At 75.3% G+C, this 15,123-nt stretch carries 6 protein-coding genes; 2 read left to right on the top strand and 4 right to left on the bottom strand.

Annotated features, from left to right (window positions below; all coding sequences use genetic code 11):
* Positions 1–14 precede the first annotated feature (14 nt).
* The 4 genes from ACLQ20_RS08480 to ACLQ20_RS08465 form a co-directional block, all read right to left on the bottom strand.
* On the bottom strand, positions 15–10,184 hold the full coding sequence (locus ACLQ20_RS08480; protein WP_425854867.1) for a type I polyketide synthase: 10,170 nt from the start codon (positions 10,182–10,184) through the stop codon (positions 15–17).
* A gap of 894 nt (positions 10,185–11,078) precedes the next feature.
* Positions 11,079–11,858, bottom strand: a complete 780-nt coding sequence (locus ACLQ20_RS08475; protein ID WP_192581215.1) for a hypothetical protein — start codon at positions 11,856–11,858, stop codon at positions 11,079–11,081.
* A 57-nt stretch (positions 11,859–11,915) separates the two neighbouring features.
* On the bottom strand, positions 11,916–13,364 hold the full coding sequence (locus ACLQ20_RS08470) for a PrsW family intramembrane metalloprotease (RefSeq protein ID WP_425854866.1): 1,449 nt from the start codon (positions 13,362–13,364) through the stop codon (positions 11,916–11,918).
* Complete coding sequence (locus tag ACLQ20_RS08465) at positions 13,361–13,795, bottom strand: hypothetical protein (RefSeq protein ID WP_151452415.1); 435 nt, start codon at positions 13,793–13,795, stop codon at positions 13,361–13,363. Before ACLQ20_RS08465 ends, ACLQ20_RS08470 begins: the two co-directional genes overlap by 4 nt.
* Positions 13,796–13,958: 163 nt before the next feature.
* On the opposite strand from ACLQ20_RS08465, the gene ACLQ20_RS08460 reads away from it, so the two are divergent.
* Positions 13,959–14,717: a hypothetical protein gene (locus tag ACLQ20_RS08460; protein ID WP_225851877.1), complete on the top strand. Its 759-nt coding sequence runs from the start codon at positions 13,959–13,961 to the stop codon at positions 14,715–14,717.
* Positions 14,710–15,111, top strand: coding sequence for a hypothetical protein (locus ACLQ20_RS08455; protein ID WP_425854864.1), 402 nt, complete (start codon positions 14,710–14,712; stop codon positions 15,109–15,111). The genes ACLQ20_RS08460 and ACLQ20_RS08455 overlap by 8 nt, the downstream gene beginning before the upstream one ends.
* The last annotated feature ends 12 nt before the right edge of the window (positions 15,112–15,123 follow it).

Raw genomic sequence — 15,123 nt, 5'->3', positions numbered from 1 at the left:
TGCGACATGCCGGATCAGGCCGAGCCGAACTCTTCGTCCAGCAGGCTGAAGATCTCCTCGGCGGAGGCCGACTCGAGGCTGGCGCCCTCGTCGGCGGCGGAGTCCGCACCGGACTCGGTGTAGGTCCACAGGGAGAGCAGTTCACGCAGCCGGGCGCCGACGGCGGCCCGGTCGGTGTCGGCCGAGGCCACCGCCCGCATGGCGTGCTCCAGCTTGTTCAGCTCGCCGAGCACCGTCAGCGCGGAGGTGCTCCGCTCCGCCAGCAGCGCGCCCCGCAGGTACTCGACCAGCGCGGCCGTGGTCGGCCGGTCGTAGATCAGCGTGGACGGCAGCCGCAGCCCGGTGGCCGCGTTGAGCCGGTTGCGGAACTCGACGGCGGTCAGCGAGTCGAAGCCCAGCTCGACGAAGCCGCGCTCGACGTCGATCGAGCGGATCGACGCGTAGCCGAGGACCGCCGCGGCGTGGGTGCGGACCAGGTCGGAGAGCACCTGGTCGCGGTCGGCCTCCGCCGTGGCGGCGAGGGTCTCCCGCAGCGCCTCGGCCGGATCGCGTTCGGCGGCCCGGGCCGCGCCGGTCGTCGCCGGCCGCACCAGCGACCGCAGCACCGGCGGCACCGCCGCCGGACCGTGCCGGCCGATCAGGGCGAGGTCCAGGTTGACCGGTACGACCACCGGCTCGGCGAAGCGCAGCGCCTCGCTGAACAGGTCCATGCCCTCGTCGGCGCCGAGCGGGACGAAGCCGCCCCGGTTCATCCGGGCCTCGTCGACGTGCCCGGTCTGGCCGTCGCCGGTGTCGTTGACCCACGGCCCCCAGGCCAGCGAGAGCGCCGGGAGTCCCCGGTCGCGCCGGTGCTGGGCGAGGGCGTCGAGGAAGCAGTTCGCCGCCGCGTGGTTGGCCTGCCCGGGGCCGCCGAAGAGGCCGGCCGCCGAGGAGAAGAGCACGAACGCGGCCAGGTCCAGCTTCTCGGTCAGCTCGTGCAGGTGCCAGGCCGCGTCGACCTTGGGGCGCAGCACGGTGTCGAAGCGGTCCGGGGTGAGCGCGGGCAGGACGCCGTCGTCGAGCACCCCGGCCGCGTGCACCACGCCGGTCAGCGGCAGGTCGGCGGGGATCTGGTCGACCAGCAGGGCGAGCGCGTCGCGGTCGGTGACGTCGCAGCCGACCACCCGGGCGGTGGCGCCCAGTCCGGCCAGCTCGTCGACCAGCGCGGCGACGCCCGGGGCGTCCGCCCCGCTGCGGCTGACCAGCAGCAGGTGCCGTACGTCGTGCCGGGTCACGAGCCGTCGCGCCACGAGCCGCCCGAGCAGGCCGGTCGCCCCGGTCACCAGGACGGTGCCGGCGGCCAGGTCGGGGCCGGACGCCTCGGCCGGGGGCGGGCCGAGCCGGGTCAGCCGGGGCACCCGGAGCTGGCCGGCGCGTACCGCGAGCTGGGGTTCGCCCGTGGCCAGGGCCGCCGGCAGCAGCGCGGCGGCCGGGGCGTCGTCGTCGACGTCGAGGAGCACGATCCGGTCGGGGTTCTCCGACTGGGCGGAACGCAGCAGGCCCCAGGCGGTGGCGGCCGGCACGTCGGCGATCCGCTCGTCCGGATCGACCCGGACCGCGCCGCGGGTGACCACCACCAGCCGGGCGGCGGTGAGGGACTCCTCGGCGAGCCACTGCTGGGCCAGCGCGAGCATGCGGTGGGCGACGCGGTGCGCCTGGCGGGCCGGGTGCGGCTCGTCGGCGGCGGGTCCGACGCAGGTCACCACCACCGCGTCGGGCACCGGAGCGCCCGCGCGCACCTCGGCGACCAGCGCGGAGAGGTCCGGGTGCCGGTCGGCGCCGGGCCAGTCGTCGCCGAGGGCGACGAGCCGGGACGTGCCGTCGGCGCGGCCGGTGGCGGGCGCGACCCAGTCGAGGCGGTGCAGGGACCGGCTGGCCGACCGGCGGGCGGCGCTGAGCTGCTCGCCGGAGATGGGCCGCAGGACCAGACCGTCGACGGAGGCGACCGGGGTGGCGCCGGTGTCGGTGATGGTCAGGGCCACGGATGAGGCGTCGGTGGCGCGCAGCCGGATCCGCAGCTCGCGGGCGCGGGTGGGCCGGATGGTCACGCCCGACCAGGTGAACGGCAGGCCCGGGCGGATGTCGGGGCCGCCCTCGGCGCCCGACGCGCCGCCGGCGGGGTCGCCGGCCGTGGCGTCGGTGGCGCCCGCCGTGGCGCTGGCGCCGATGGCGTGCAGCGCCGCGTCTATCAGGGCCGGGTGCACCGAGAAGGCCGTGGTGTCGGTGGACGCGTCGGCGTCCAGGGCGACCTCGGCGAGGATGTCCGGGCCCGACCGCCAGGCGGCGCGCAGCGCCCGGAAGGCCGGGCCGTAGTGGTAGCCCTGGGCGGCGAGCCGGGCGTAGAGCCCGTCGAGGGCGATCGGCTCGGCGTCGGCGGGCGGCCACACGGCGGCCGGCGCGGGCTCCGGGTCGACGGTGTCGGCGAGCTGGCCGGAGGCGTGCCGCTGCCAGGCGCGGGAACCGTCGGGTCCGGTGTCGTCGTCGCGCCGGGTGTGGATGGCGACGGGCCGGTGCCCGGTCTCGTCCGGCGGGCCGACGCGGACCCGCAGGTCGATCCCTCCCTCGGTGGGGATCGCCAGCGGCGCCTCCAGGTTCAGCTCGGCGACGGTCGCCGCGCCGGCCTGCCGGCCGGTCCAGGACGCCAGCTCCACCAGCGCCGTCCCGGGCAGCAGCACCGTGCCCAGCACGGCGTGGTCGGCCAGCCAGGGGTGGGTGGCGAGGGTGATCCGGCCGGTGAACAGCAGCCCCTCGTCGCCGGGCAGGTCGGCCACCGCGCTGAGCAGCGGGTGGTCGACCACGTCGAGGCCCACGGCGGGCAGGACCGAGCGGTGCGCGCCGGTGCGCTCCAGCCAGTAGCGGTTCCGGTCGAAGGCGTACGTGGGCAGGTCGACCGGCTCGGCCTCGGGCAGCAGCCGGCGGTGGTCCACCGCCAGACCCAGGGTGTACGCGGTGGCGAGGCCGGTCAGCAGCCGGGTGGCGGCGTCGGCCGACCCGGCGAGGGTGTCCAGGACGTGGCCGGTGACGCCGGTCGCGTCGAGGACGGCGGCGACCCGGTCGGTCAGCGCCGGCTCCGGCGAGATCTCCACGAAGGTCACGTGTCCGGCGTCGACGGCGGCGCGCAGGGCGGCATCCAGCTGCTCCGGCCCCCCGGCGACATCGGCCGGGCGGTCGGCGCCGGGGGCGCTCGGTGCCGCTCCGAGGCCGGTCGGGTCGGCACCGGGGCCGGCCCGGTCGACACCAAGGCCGGTCGGGTCTGCCCAGTGGTCGACACCGAGGCGGGCCGAATCGGCCCAGTCGCCGGTGAGCGTGGAGGCCAGCCGGGCGGTCCCGGGCTGCGGGGCGAGCCCCGCCAGGGCGACGCGGAGGCCGTCGGGGTCCAGCTCGCCGGCGGCGGCCCGGGCCCGCAGCGCCACCGTCCGGGCGGCGTCGGGCAGGGACAGCAGGCCCGCCACGTGGGCGGCCACGACCTCGCCGTCGCCGTCGCCGACGACCGCGGCCGGGGTGAGGCCGGCGTGCCGCCAGACGGCGGCGAGCGCCACCCCGACGGCGAACAGCACGGGCCGGGCCAGCTCCGGCCGCTCGCCCCAGGAGGCGTCCGCGCCGGTCAGCAGGGCGGCCGGGTCGACGTCGACCCACGGGGCGAGGGCCTGCCGGCACTCGGCGAGGGCGTCGTCGAAGACCGGGCAGCGGCCCACGAGTCCGGCCGCCGCGCCCGCCGGGGCGGTGCCCGGGAAGACGAACACCGGGCCGGCGCCGTGGTTGGCGACGGTGCCGGTCAGCACGGTGCCGGCCGGGGTGCCGGCGGCGAGCGCGTCCAGGCCGGCCAGCAGCTCGCCGGGGGTCGCGCCGAGCACCGCGGCACGCCTGTCGAACGCCGAGCGGGTCGCGGCGAGGGACCAGCCGACCGCCGCCGGGGCGAGGCCGGGGTGGGCCCGCAGGTGCCGGGCCAGCCGGGACGCCTGCGCGGCCAGCGCGGAGGTCGAGCGGGCCGAGACCGGCCACACCACCACGTCGGCGGCGACCAGCCCGGCGGCGCGTTCCCGCACCTCCGCGCCGACGGCCAGCGGCGTCGGGGCGTCGGCCGCCTCGGCGTCGGCGGGCGCGTCGATGGGCAGCTCGACGACCACGTGGGCGTTGGTGCCGGAGATGCCGAACGAGGAGACCGCCGCGCGGCGGGGCCGGTCGACCGCCGGCCACGGCCGGGACCGGGTCACCAGCTCCACGTCGCCGGCCGACCAGTCGATGTGCGGCGACGGCTCGTCCACGTGCAGCGTCGCCGGGACGGTGCCCTCCCGCATCGCCAGGATCATCTTGATCACGCCGGCCACGCCGGCGGCGGCCTGCGCGTGGCCCATGTTCGACTTCACCGAGCCCAGCAGCAGCGGGCCCGCGTCGCCCCGGTCCTGCCCGTACGTCGCGAGCAGCGCCTGCGCCTCGATCGGGTCGCCGAGGACGGTGCCGGTGCCGTGGGCCTCGACGACGTCCACGTCGGTGACCGCCAGCCGGGCGCTGGCGAGCGCCTGCCGGATCACCCGCTGCTGGGAGGGGCCGTTGGGGGCGGTCAGGCCGTTCGACGCGCCGTCGGAGTTCACGGCGGAGCCGCGTACGACGGCGAGGATGCGCCGGCCCTGCCGGCGGGCGTCGGAGAGCCGCTGCACGAGCAGCATGCCGACGCCCTCGGACCAGCCGGTGCCGTCCGCCGTGGCGGCGAAGGACTTGCACCGCCCGTCGGAGGCGAGGCCGCCCTGGCGGGAGAACTCCTGGAACGCCGTGGGGGTGGCCATCACGGCCACGCCGCCGGCCAGCGCTAGGTCGCACTCGCCGCGCCGCAGCGCCGCCCCGGCGAGGTGCAGCGCCACCAGCGACGAGGAGCAGGCGGTGTCGACGGTGACGGCGGGTCCCTCCAGCCCGAGGGCGTACGCGACCCGGCCGGAGATCACGCTGTGCGCGGCGCCGGTCATCAGGTAGCCCTCGACGCCCTCGGGGACCTCGGTCAGCCCGGTGCCGTAGCCGGAGGTGGAGGCGCCCACGAAGACGCCCGTGCGGGTGCCGCGCAGCGTCGCCGGGTCCACCCCGGCCCGCTCCAGCGCCTCCCAGGACGTCTCCAGGGCGAGCCGCTGCTGCGGGTCCATGGCGAGGGCCTCGCGGGGCGAGATCTCGAAGAAGGCGGGGTCGAAGTCCGCCACGTCGTAGAGGAAGCCGCCCGCCGGGGGGTGCGTCCCCTCCGCCGGCTCAGGGATCTCCCAGCCCCGGTCGGTGGGGAACGGCGAGATGGCGTCCACCCCGTCGGCGACCAGCCGCCAGAACGCCTCCGGCCCGTCGACGCCGCCGGGGTAGCGGCAGGCCATCCCGACGATCGCGACGGGCTCGTCGGCGTCGACGACGACGGTCTGCGGGGCGTCGGCCGGGGTGGCGCCGGAGACCAGCTCACGCAGGTGCGCGGCCAGCTCGGCGGGGGTGGGGTAGTCGAAGACCAGCGTGGTGGGCAGCCGCAGGCCGGTGGCCGCGTTCAGCCGTCCCCGGAAGTCCACGGCGGTCAGCGAGTCGAAGCCGAGGTCCTTGAACGGGCGTCCGCGCAGCTCGTCGGGGGTGGCGTGGCCCAGCACCGCGGCGGTCTGCTCGTTGACCAGCCGCAGCAGCTCCCGCTCCTGCTCCGCCGCCGGCAGCGCCGCGAGGTGGCGCAGCGGCGCGGCGACCCCGCCCGTGGGCGCGGCGGCCTCCTCCTCCTGCGCGACGAGCGCCCGCACCTGCGGCACGCCGCCCAGGAACGGGCTGGGCCGGGCCACGGTGAACGCGGGGTGGAACCGGCTCCAGTCGACGTCGGCGACGGTCACGCAGGGCGTCGGGCGGCGCAGCGCCCGGTCGAGGGCGACGAGCGCCTTCTCCGGGTCGATCGGCGGCAGGCCCATCCGGTTGAGCTGTTCGGTGGCCACGTTCTCGGCGGCCATGCCGTGTTCGCCGCCCCAGGCCGTCCAGGAGACGGCGGTGGCCGGCAGGCCCCGGTCGCGCCGGTTGACGGCCAGGGCGTCCAGCAGGGAGTTGCCGGCGCCGTAGGCGCACTGCCCGGCGCTGCCCCACACGCCGGAGATGGAGGAGAACATGACGAACGCGCCGAGGTCGCGCTCGGCGAGGCAGGCGTCGAGGTGCAGGGCGCCGAGCACCTTGCCCGCGACGACGTGGGAGAACTCGTCGAGGGTGGTGTCGGTCAGCGGGGTGAGCTGGTCGGTGCCGGCGGCGTGCACGACCGCCGTCAGGTCGGGCAGCGCGTCCACCAGGTCCGCCACGGAGCGCCGGTCGGTGACGTCGCAGGTGGCGACGGTGACCCGCCCGTCGGCGCCGTACCGGTCGACCAGGTCCGCCACGCCCGGGGCGGCGGTGCCCCGGCGGCTGGCCAGGACCACCCGCCCGGCGCCGCGGCCGAGCAGCCAGCGGGTGACGTGGCCGCCGAGGGCGCCGGTGCCGCCGGTGACCAGGACGGTGCCGGAGCACCAGTCGCCGGCGGGGGGCTCGTCCGCCGCCGGCGGGGCCGGGGTGAGCCGGCGGGCCCAGGTCCCGCCGGGCCGGACGGCCACCTGGTCCTCGCCGACGTGACCGGCCAGCACGGCGGCGAGCCGCCGGGTGGTGGCGTCGTCGACGGTGGCTGGCAGGTCGACCAGGCCGCCCCAGCGGTGCGGCTGCTCGACGGCCGCCGCGCGGCCGAGGCCCCAGACCTCGGTCTGCAACGGGTGCGCGACCCGGTCGCCTGGGGCCGCCGCGACCGCGCCGCTGGTGACGCACCACAGCGGCGCCACCAGGTCCAGGTCGGTCATCGCCTGGACCAGGGCGAGGGTGCTGGCTGCGGCGAGGGTCACGCCGGGGTGCTCGGCCAGCAGCCGGTCCTGGCCGGCGACCACGGCGAGCACGCCGTCGACCGGCCGGCCGTCGACGAGGTCCCGCAGCCGGGCGGTGAGCGCCGCGCGGTCGAGGTCCGCCGCGCCGACGCGCAGCACCAGCGGCTCGTCGTCGCCGAAGAGCCCGGCCAGGCCGTCGGCCCACGCCGGCGCGTCGTCGGCCGGCAGCACGACCAGCCAGCGGCCCGCCGGGCCGTCGCCGTCCTCGACCGGCACGGGCTGCCAGGTCACCTGGTACGACCAGCCGTCCACGAGGGAGCGTTCCCGCCGGGAGCGGCGCCAGGAGGTGAGTACGGGCAGGGCCGGCAGCAGCGCCTGGACCTGCTCGTCGTCGTCGCCCAGTTCGCCGCGCAGCGTGTCGACGTCCGCCTGCTCCAGGGCGGTCCAGAACTCGTCGTCGCCGTCCGCCGACACGGTGTCGGGGGCGGCGGGCGGCGGCTCGGGCCAGAAGCGCTGCCGGCGGAAGGCGTACGCGGGCAGGGGCACCCGCGCGGTGTCGGCGCCGGCGAACAGCTCCGCCCAGCCGATCTCGACCCCACCGACGTGCAGCTCGGCGAGGGCGGTGAGGGCGGAGGCGGGCTCGGGGCGGTCGCGGCGCAGCAGCGCCACGGCGGCGGTGTCGTCGTCGGCGCCGGCGGCGGTCAGGACGTCGCGGGCCAGCGCGGTGAGCACGCCGCTGGGGCCGACCTCCAGGAACGTACGCACGCCCAGGGCGCGCAGCTGGTCGACGCCGTCGGCGAACCGGACGGCCTCCCGCACGTGCCGCACCCAGTACTCGGCGGTGCGGATCTCGTCGGGGTCGGCGACCGTGCCGGTCAGGTTCGACACGATCGGCAGCGTCGGCGGGTGCAGTTCCAGCCCGCGCACCACGGCGGCGAACTCGGCGAGCATGGGTTCCATCAGCGGGCTGTGGAAGGCGTGGCTGACCCGCAGCGGCCTGGTGCGTACGCCCTGGTCGGCCCAGCGGCGTTCGAGTTCCTCGACGGCGTCGGCCGCGCCGGAGACGACCACGGCGGTGGGCCCGTTGACGGCGGCCACGGCGACCCGGTCCTCGACGCCGGCCAGGGCGGCCCGGACGGCGTCGGCGGGGAGCTGGACGGCCAGCATCGCGCCGCCGGCCGGCAGGGCCTGCATCAGCCGGCCCCGGGCGGCGACGAGGGTGGCGGCGTCGGGCAGCGACAGCACGCCGGCCGCGTGCGCGGCGGAGAGCTCGCCGATCGAGTGGCCGAGCAGGACGTCCGGGACGATCCCCCAGCTCTCCAGGAGCCGGAACAGCGCGACCTCGACGGCGAACAGGCCGGCCTGGGTGTAGAGGGTCTGGTTGAGCAGCCCGGCGGCCTCGTCGCCCTCGGGCGCGAAGAGCACCGGGGTGAGCGGGCGGGGCAGGTGCCGGTCCAGCTCGGCGCAGACCTCGGCGAGCGCCCGGCCGAAGACGGGGAACGCGGCGGCCAGCTCGCGGCCCATGCCGCTGCGCTGCGCGCCCTGGCCGGAGAAGAGGAACGCGAGCTTGCCGCCGCGCGGGCCGGCGCCGGTGACCAGGCCCGGGGCGTCGCCGCCGGTGGCGAGCGCGCGCAGGCCGTCGGCCAGGCCGGCGCGGTCGGCGGCGAGCAGCACGGCCCGGTGCTCGAGGCTGGCCCGGGTACGCGCCGACGACCAGCCGACGTCGGTCAGCCGCAGCTCGGGGCGGTCGTCGAGCCAGTCGGCCCAGCGGGTCGCCTGCGCGGCCAGGGACTCGGCGTCGCGGGCGGAGACCAGCACCGGCACGAGGCCGGCCCCGTCGACCGGGGCGGTGTCGGCGGCGGCCGGCACGGCGACCGGGTCGGTCGCGGCGGCGGCGCCGTCCGGGGCGTCCACGGGGGCCGGGTCGGCGGCGGGCGCCTCCTCGATGATCACGTGGGCGTTGGTGCCGCTCATGCCGAAGGAGGAGATGCCCGCGCGGCGGGGCTGCTCCCCGGCGGGCCACGGCTGCGGCTCGGTCACCAGCGACACCGCGCCGGCCGTCCAGTCCACGTTGGGGGTGGGCTCGTCGACGTGCAGCGTCGCCGGCACGGTCTCGTGCCGCAGCGCCATCACCATCTTGATCACCCCGGCCACGCCGGCGGCGGCCTGGGTGTGCCCGATGTTCGACTTGACCGAGCCGAGCCAGAGCGGCCGGTCCGGCTGCCGGCCCTGCCCGTACGTCGACAGCAGCGCCTGCGCCTCGATGGGGTCGCCGAGGGTGGTGCCGGTGCCGTGCGCCTCCACGACGTCGACCTGCTCGGGCGCGAGCCGGGCGCTGGCCAGCGCCTGGAGCACGACCCGCTGCTGGGACGGGCCGTTGGGGGCGGTCAGCCCGTTGCTCGCGCCGTCCTGGTTGACCGCGCTGCCGCGCACCACCGCGAGGACGGGGTGGCCGTTGCGCCGCGCGTCGGAGAGCCGCTCGACGAGCAGCAGGCCGACCCCCTCGCCCCAGGCGGTGCCGTCGGCGGCGGCGGCGAACGACTTGACCCGGCCGTCCATGGCCAGGCCCCGCTGGCGGCTGAAGCCGATGAAGGCGGACGGGGTGGACATGACGGTGGCACCGCCGGCGAGGGCCAGGGTGCACTCCCCCTGCCGCAGCGCCTGGCAGGCCAGGTGCAGGGCGACCAGCGACGACGAACAGGCGGTGTCGACGGTGACGGCGGGGCCCTCGATGCCGAGCGCGTACGAGATCCGGCCGGACACGACGCTGGCCGCGGTGCCGGTGAGGATGTAGCCCTCGGTGCCGGGCGGCGGCTGCTGGAGCAGGCCCACGTAGTCCTGGCCGGTGGTGCTGGCGAACACTCCCACCTGGTGGCCGCGCAGCGCCGAGGGGTCGAGCCCGGCGTGCTCGAACGCCTCCCAGGCGGCCTCCAGCAGCAGCCGCTGCTGCGGGTCCATGGCGAGCGCCTCGCGCGGCGAGATGCCGAAGAACGCGGCGTCGAACTCGGTGGCGGAGTCGATGAAGCCGCCCTCGGCGACGTACGACGTGCCGGGGTGGTCGGGGTCCGGGTGGAACAGCCGCGCCAGGTCCCAGCCGCGGTCGGCGGGGAACGCGGAGAAGGCGTCGCGGCGGGAGTCGACGAGCTCCCACAGCTCCTCGGGCGAGCTCACCCCGCCCGGGAACCGGCAGGCCATGCCGACGATGGCGATCGGCTCCCGGTTGGCCGCCTCAAGCTCGCCGAGCTTCCTCCTGGTCTGGTGAAGGTCCGCCGTCACCCATTTCAGGTACTCCCGGAGCGTATCTTCAGTCGCCATTGACGCCACCTCTTCGGGCCGGAAAGAAACAGGCGGCCCAATACCGTCCACAGACGCCACAAGCCGCGAAGATCTAAGCCCATTCAGCCGACCACGAATTGCCAGACAAAAAGCGTTTCAGCCCCCACCAGGTCTTACGCGCCGGACGAAAGGTAATTGTCGCCGGACTGCGGTCACAACCCCTAGCGTGCCCCTACGGGTGCCCCTAGCCCGTGTTTCGTTAGGGACTGCCGGGCGGGGAGGTGGGCCCAGCGTGGCGGTGATCGATAAGAGCGGCGCTCCGGCAGATCGGTTAGCGGCCGAGGGAATCGACGACCGACCGGAGACCTGGCGCCAGGGTAGCGGCTGCGAGGCGGCCTGGCGTGCACGACGCCCGGTGGGCGAGGCTGCGGCTCGTCCGGCCTGCGGGTGCCGGGCCGAGGGCATCCGCCATATCGGACGAAACGGCAGATCGTCGACGGGGTCCGGTGGGCCGTCCCCGCCGTCGTCCGGCTCGCCGACCACCTCGATGCCGGCCATCCGACGGTCCGGACCGGGCCCGGGGCGGGATGAGCCCGAGGTGTACGCGCCGTGGCGGACCTCGTACCGCTGGTTCGGCGCCGGTGTGGCGTGGCCACCGGGGCACGGGCTGGCCCGCGGCCCCGGGACGGTCGACCGCCGGGACACGCCTCGCCTGCGAGCAGGGCCGCAAGCATCCCGGGCAGGGCGGCCAGGACACCCACCGGAAGGCCGAGAAATCCAGCGGTGGGCGGCCGCCCCGCGTGAACCGCCGTCGACTACCGCCTGCGACGCGCCGCGGAATGGGCCGTCACACGTGCTGCGAAGCCACCGGCACTGTCGTCGTCACCAGACCAATGGCCCGAGCCGCAGCAGCGGGATTGTCACGGAAACCCACTAGTACTGCATCACGCAATAGACGACAGTCGGATGCGTGAACCGGTACCAGCGGTTCCACCGGTAGTCCCGTGTGCAGTTTCTGTCGTTGGCCGCCCCTGGGACGATGTCGACGATGTGCACCGTGCCCTTTGCCTTGCACTTCGACGCGCCGACGATCCAGCCATTGCCCTTCGGGAATTTGTAGCAGTAGTTGCGCACCAGATGGCGCTCGAGACACAGGCGGTAGCCGTCTTCCCCGATGTACGCGGACTTGGGATCAGCGCACGCGCCCTGGTCGTAGTCCACCGACACCACCCGATAGGTGCCCCGCGTGCCGTTGCAGTTGCCGACACCCAGGAAGTCGCCGTCCTCGCTGACGACGATGCACTGCCCGATCTTCGCGGGCGGCGGTGGTGGTGGGGCCGCTTCGGTCGTGGGCGGCGGCTCCGGCGGAGCGTACGTCTCCCGCGTGGACGGTGGTGGGGGTGTCGTCGGCGACGGCACGGGAGGGGTTCCGTCCGCGACGGCCACCGGCCGGCCGTCGTCGCCCCTGTTGGCGACGACCAGCGCACCGGCCGCGACCACGCAGGTCCCGAGCAGGCACAGCGCCAGCACCCCGGCGATGACACCGATGATGAGAGGTCCGTTGTTCTTCGGCGGCGGCGCCGGTGGCAGCGGTGGCGGTGGCGGTGGTGGCGATGCCGGTGGCGGTGGCGGTGGCGGTGGCGCCGCGTTGCCGGGTCCCGGTGGGGTAGCACCCTGGTCGTCAGGCACGTCGGACGTCGGAGGCAGCGTCACCCGGGCAGTGTGGCACAGCTCCACTAGGGACGGCCAAATCTCCTGCCCGGGCCTGAGTTACCGCTGGCCGGCGGCCGGCGGAACCGGAGGGGCTTCCGTCCTCAGATCGCGAATCCGCTGCCGCAGCGTGTCTTCGGTCCCCGGCGGCGGCGGGTCGCCCCGGTGGCGGCGCCATCTGGCGAATGCCAGGTCCAGTTGCGCGGAGTGCAGACGCTTCATCCGCGTGTAGGCCGGACGGTCACCACGCAGGAGTGCCTGTAGCCGCATCCGGAGACGCAGCGACGGATTCACCAGTACGGGCACCTCGGCCCGGGTGATCGCGCCGCGCGGGTCGCACGCCTCACCCCGGAGCTGCCGATGCAGTGACCTGGTTTCCTGGCGCAGAGCGATGACGACGAGAAACAGCAGGATGGCGAACGCCGGCCCCTTGAGCACGATGAGGTTCAGCGGCTGCACAACGAACAACTGGAGCGTGGAATTGTCGGACTCCCAGTACAGGCGGCCCATTGCAAAGATGTCCCAGATCAGGTGGGCCGCGATGGCGACGGCGAAGCCGCTGCCAACGCAGACCGCCCGCCGTCGCCAGTCGCGGAACTGCATGGCGAGTCCGATGCCGGCGCCGATGATCCCCGTGTAGGTGGCATGGCTGACCAGAAGCCCGGTGACCTGCCGGTACCAGTGCTGGTAGAGCACGGCGCCGAAGTCCCCGGTCATGTAGGACGTCGACTCGGCGAACTGGAAGCCGATTCCGACGCAGGCGCCGATGACGATGCCACCGAGCATGCCGTCGACGCGCCGCCAGGCGAGCAGTACGACCACGAGGACCCCGGCGCCCTTGCCCAGTTCCTCGGGGACCGCGGCGGCGGCCGCGTGACTGACGATCGCCGCGGTGCCCGGCATGAGCTCTGCCGTGATGACGACGTGCAGGATGCCCTCGACCATCTGGGCGAAGTAGGCGGCGACGAACAGGCCCCAGGCGAAGGCGGCCACGACCAGTCGCCACGGTGGCTTGCGGTTGCGCTGCATCCGGCGGAACGTCCACAGCGCGAAGAGGGTCGTCGGGATGCTCAGCAGCGCGCCCCGCCAGGCGATTCCCACCTGTAGGAGGGTGAGAAGCACGATCAGGAGGGCCGGCGCGGCGAACGCCAGCGCACCGCCGAAGGCCCAGGTCTTGAAGCGGCCACGCGGCGAGGCACCCGTGGCGGAGGTCATGGCGACGACGACGGCGGCGATGCAGGCGACGAAGAGCGAGACGCCGGCGGCCCCGAGGCTGACCATGCCAAGGACGCGTACCCCGGCGCCGTCGTCCCGGATGACGGCGACCAGCGACGCCACGGCGATCATCACCAGCAACGCCTCGCCGGTGGTGAGCGCGGCGCCGAGCCGGTCGAGCCGGTACGCAGCCGGCGCCGTCGGGTCCGGTGCCACCGGGTCCGGTGCCACCGGGTCCGGTGCCACCGACCGGGGCGGCGGGGCGCCGCTCGGCTGCGTGGTCGTCTCCGTCACCGCTCGATCTCCACGTGCACCCAGACGAGCACCTCCTCCGCCCGGTTCCCCCGGACGGTGGCCAACACGAACTGGTAGGTCCCCGCGGGTACGGCGGAGGTGGCGCTCAACGGCACCGGCCTGGCCCGCAGGTCGTCGAGATCCGGCAGGTCCACGCTGTTGGTCCGGTGGCCGAAGACGTCGTACCAGCTCGCCCGCGCGGGTCGCGTGGCTGCTGCCCCGGCCACACCCTCGTCGATCGTGGCGGCCGGAATCTGCCCCTCTCGGAACCTCTTCTGCGGTCGATCGACGATGCGCGCGGTCGCCAGGTCGTACGCGTGCAGCCGGATCGCCAAGGCGGGAGAACGCTGTGGGGTGCTCGGCCAGGACACGGCCAGGACGCCGGCCGAGGCGAGGAGGACGATCACCGCGATCAGGCCGAGGACCGTCATCACGCGCACCGGAAGGTCGTCTTCCGTGGGCGCGGCCCCGTCTGACACGGCTTCCTCCGTCCACGGTGGTGGGTTAACCTAGCCTAACCCGAAGCGACGGTCCCCCAGGTGCACGCGCTCACGCCTTCACGTGGCTCGATTCCGACGCTCGGATGGGGAGGCCATGTCTGCGGCGGTGTCGGTCGAGGTGCTGGCCGAGGGCGTACCCATCGACTGTGGCGGGATGGCCGACGGCCTCGCCGGCTGCTACGGAGCGGTCCCCGCCGTCGGCATCGCCGCGGCTGCGGTGCTCGGTGCTGCCGCCCTCGCCGGCTACACGGCGTTCGCCGTGTTCTTCCCACAGGTGCTCAACGCCCTCATGGGAATACCGGCGACGACGGATCCGATGGGCCGCAGGTCGGACTGGGCCGATGCCCGCACGCACCCGCAGTCGCCGACCCGGCCGCCGGACTCGCACCTCGCCGGCGGCGACCCGGTCTACCACCGCCCCGGCGCCACGGCGATCGGCTACGACGAGTCGACCCTGCGGAACTTCGATGCCGTCGCGCCCGAGCCCGGCTACCACGACGTCGTGGTGCATGGTGAGCGCAACGGGCTCTTCCGCCCGGGCGTCGTCGGGGCGGACGGTGCCGGCCATCCCTCGAACTACACCCACCCGGCGCAGATCGCCGAGGCGATCCGCGGCAATCCGCACTACGGCGGCGGCCCGGTGCGCCTGGTGTCCTGCCACTCGGGCACCGTGGCGCCCGACGCGGGGGTCGCGCCGCCGGCCCAGCAGGTGGCGGACGCGTTGGGGGTGACGGTCATGGCACCCACCGACGCGGTCGGTGTGAACCGGTATGGTCCAGCGGGGCAGGTTCCTCGGATCAGGAACGGCGGCCAGTGGGTGACCTTCTATCCCGGCGGGAGGACCGATGGGTGAGCCGGCGTTGCGGTTCGCCGGGATGTTCCGCGAGCTGGGACCCGTCGGCCTGGACCTGGTCCAGGAGAGCATCTTCGACAACGTCTCCGCCGAGGAGCTGCCGGATGTCGACGAGGTCGTCCGCTACCTCAAGGGCGGATACGTCCTCATCGACATGATGGACCTGGCCGACGACCCGTTCGACTCGACGCGACAGATCATGAACGGGTCGACGATCCGCACCGACGGTGACTGGCTGTGGCGCGACGATCTGGCGTACCACGTCCACCGGCACCGGGTGGCCCTCCCCGACGAGTTCCTGGCGCTGATCCGCGAACGCCGCTACGCCGTGCCGCACCGGGACGAGGAGCTGCTCCGCGAGAGGTCACTGGTGGCCGAGGAACTCGTGTTCTGACCACAACGCCCT

It is taken from the genome of Micromonospora sp. DT46, assembly GCF_049841735.1.
GTDB lineage: Bacteria > Actinomycetota > Actinomycetes > Mycobacteriales > Micromonosporaceae > Micromonospora > Micromonospora reichwaldensis.
Note: the sequence above shows the minus strand (reverse complement) of the source record. Positions and strands in the feature narration are given on the sequence as shown.

Coding starts and splice junctions, on each gene's coding strand:
- ACLQ20_RS08460 (WP_225851877.1), top strand. CDS start 13,959: ATGTCTGCGGCGGTGTCGGTCGAGGTGCTGGCCGAGGGCGTACCCATC.
- ACLQ20_RS08480 (WP_425854867.1), bottom strand. CDS start 10,184: ATGGCGACTGAAGATACGCTCCGGGAGTACCTGAAATGGGTGACGGCG.
- ACLQ20_RS08465 (WP_151452415.1), bottom strand. CDS start 13,795: ATGACGGTCCTCGGCCTGATCGCGGTGATCGTCCTCCTCGCCTCGGCC.
- ACLQ20_RS08455 (WP_425854864.1), top strand. CDS start 14,710: ATGGGTGAGCCGGCGTTGCGGTTCGCCGGGATGTTCCGCGAGCTGGGA.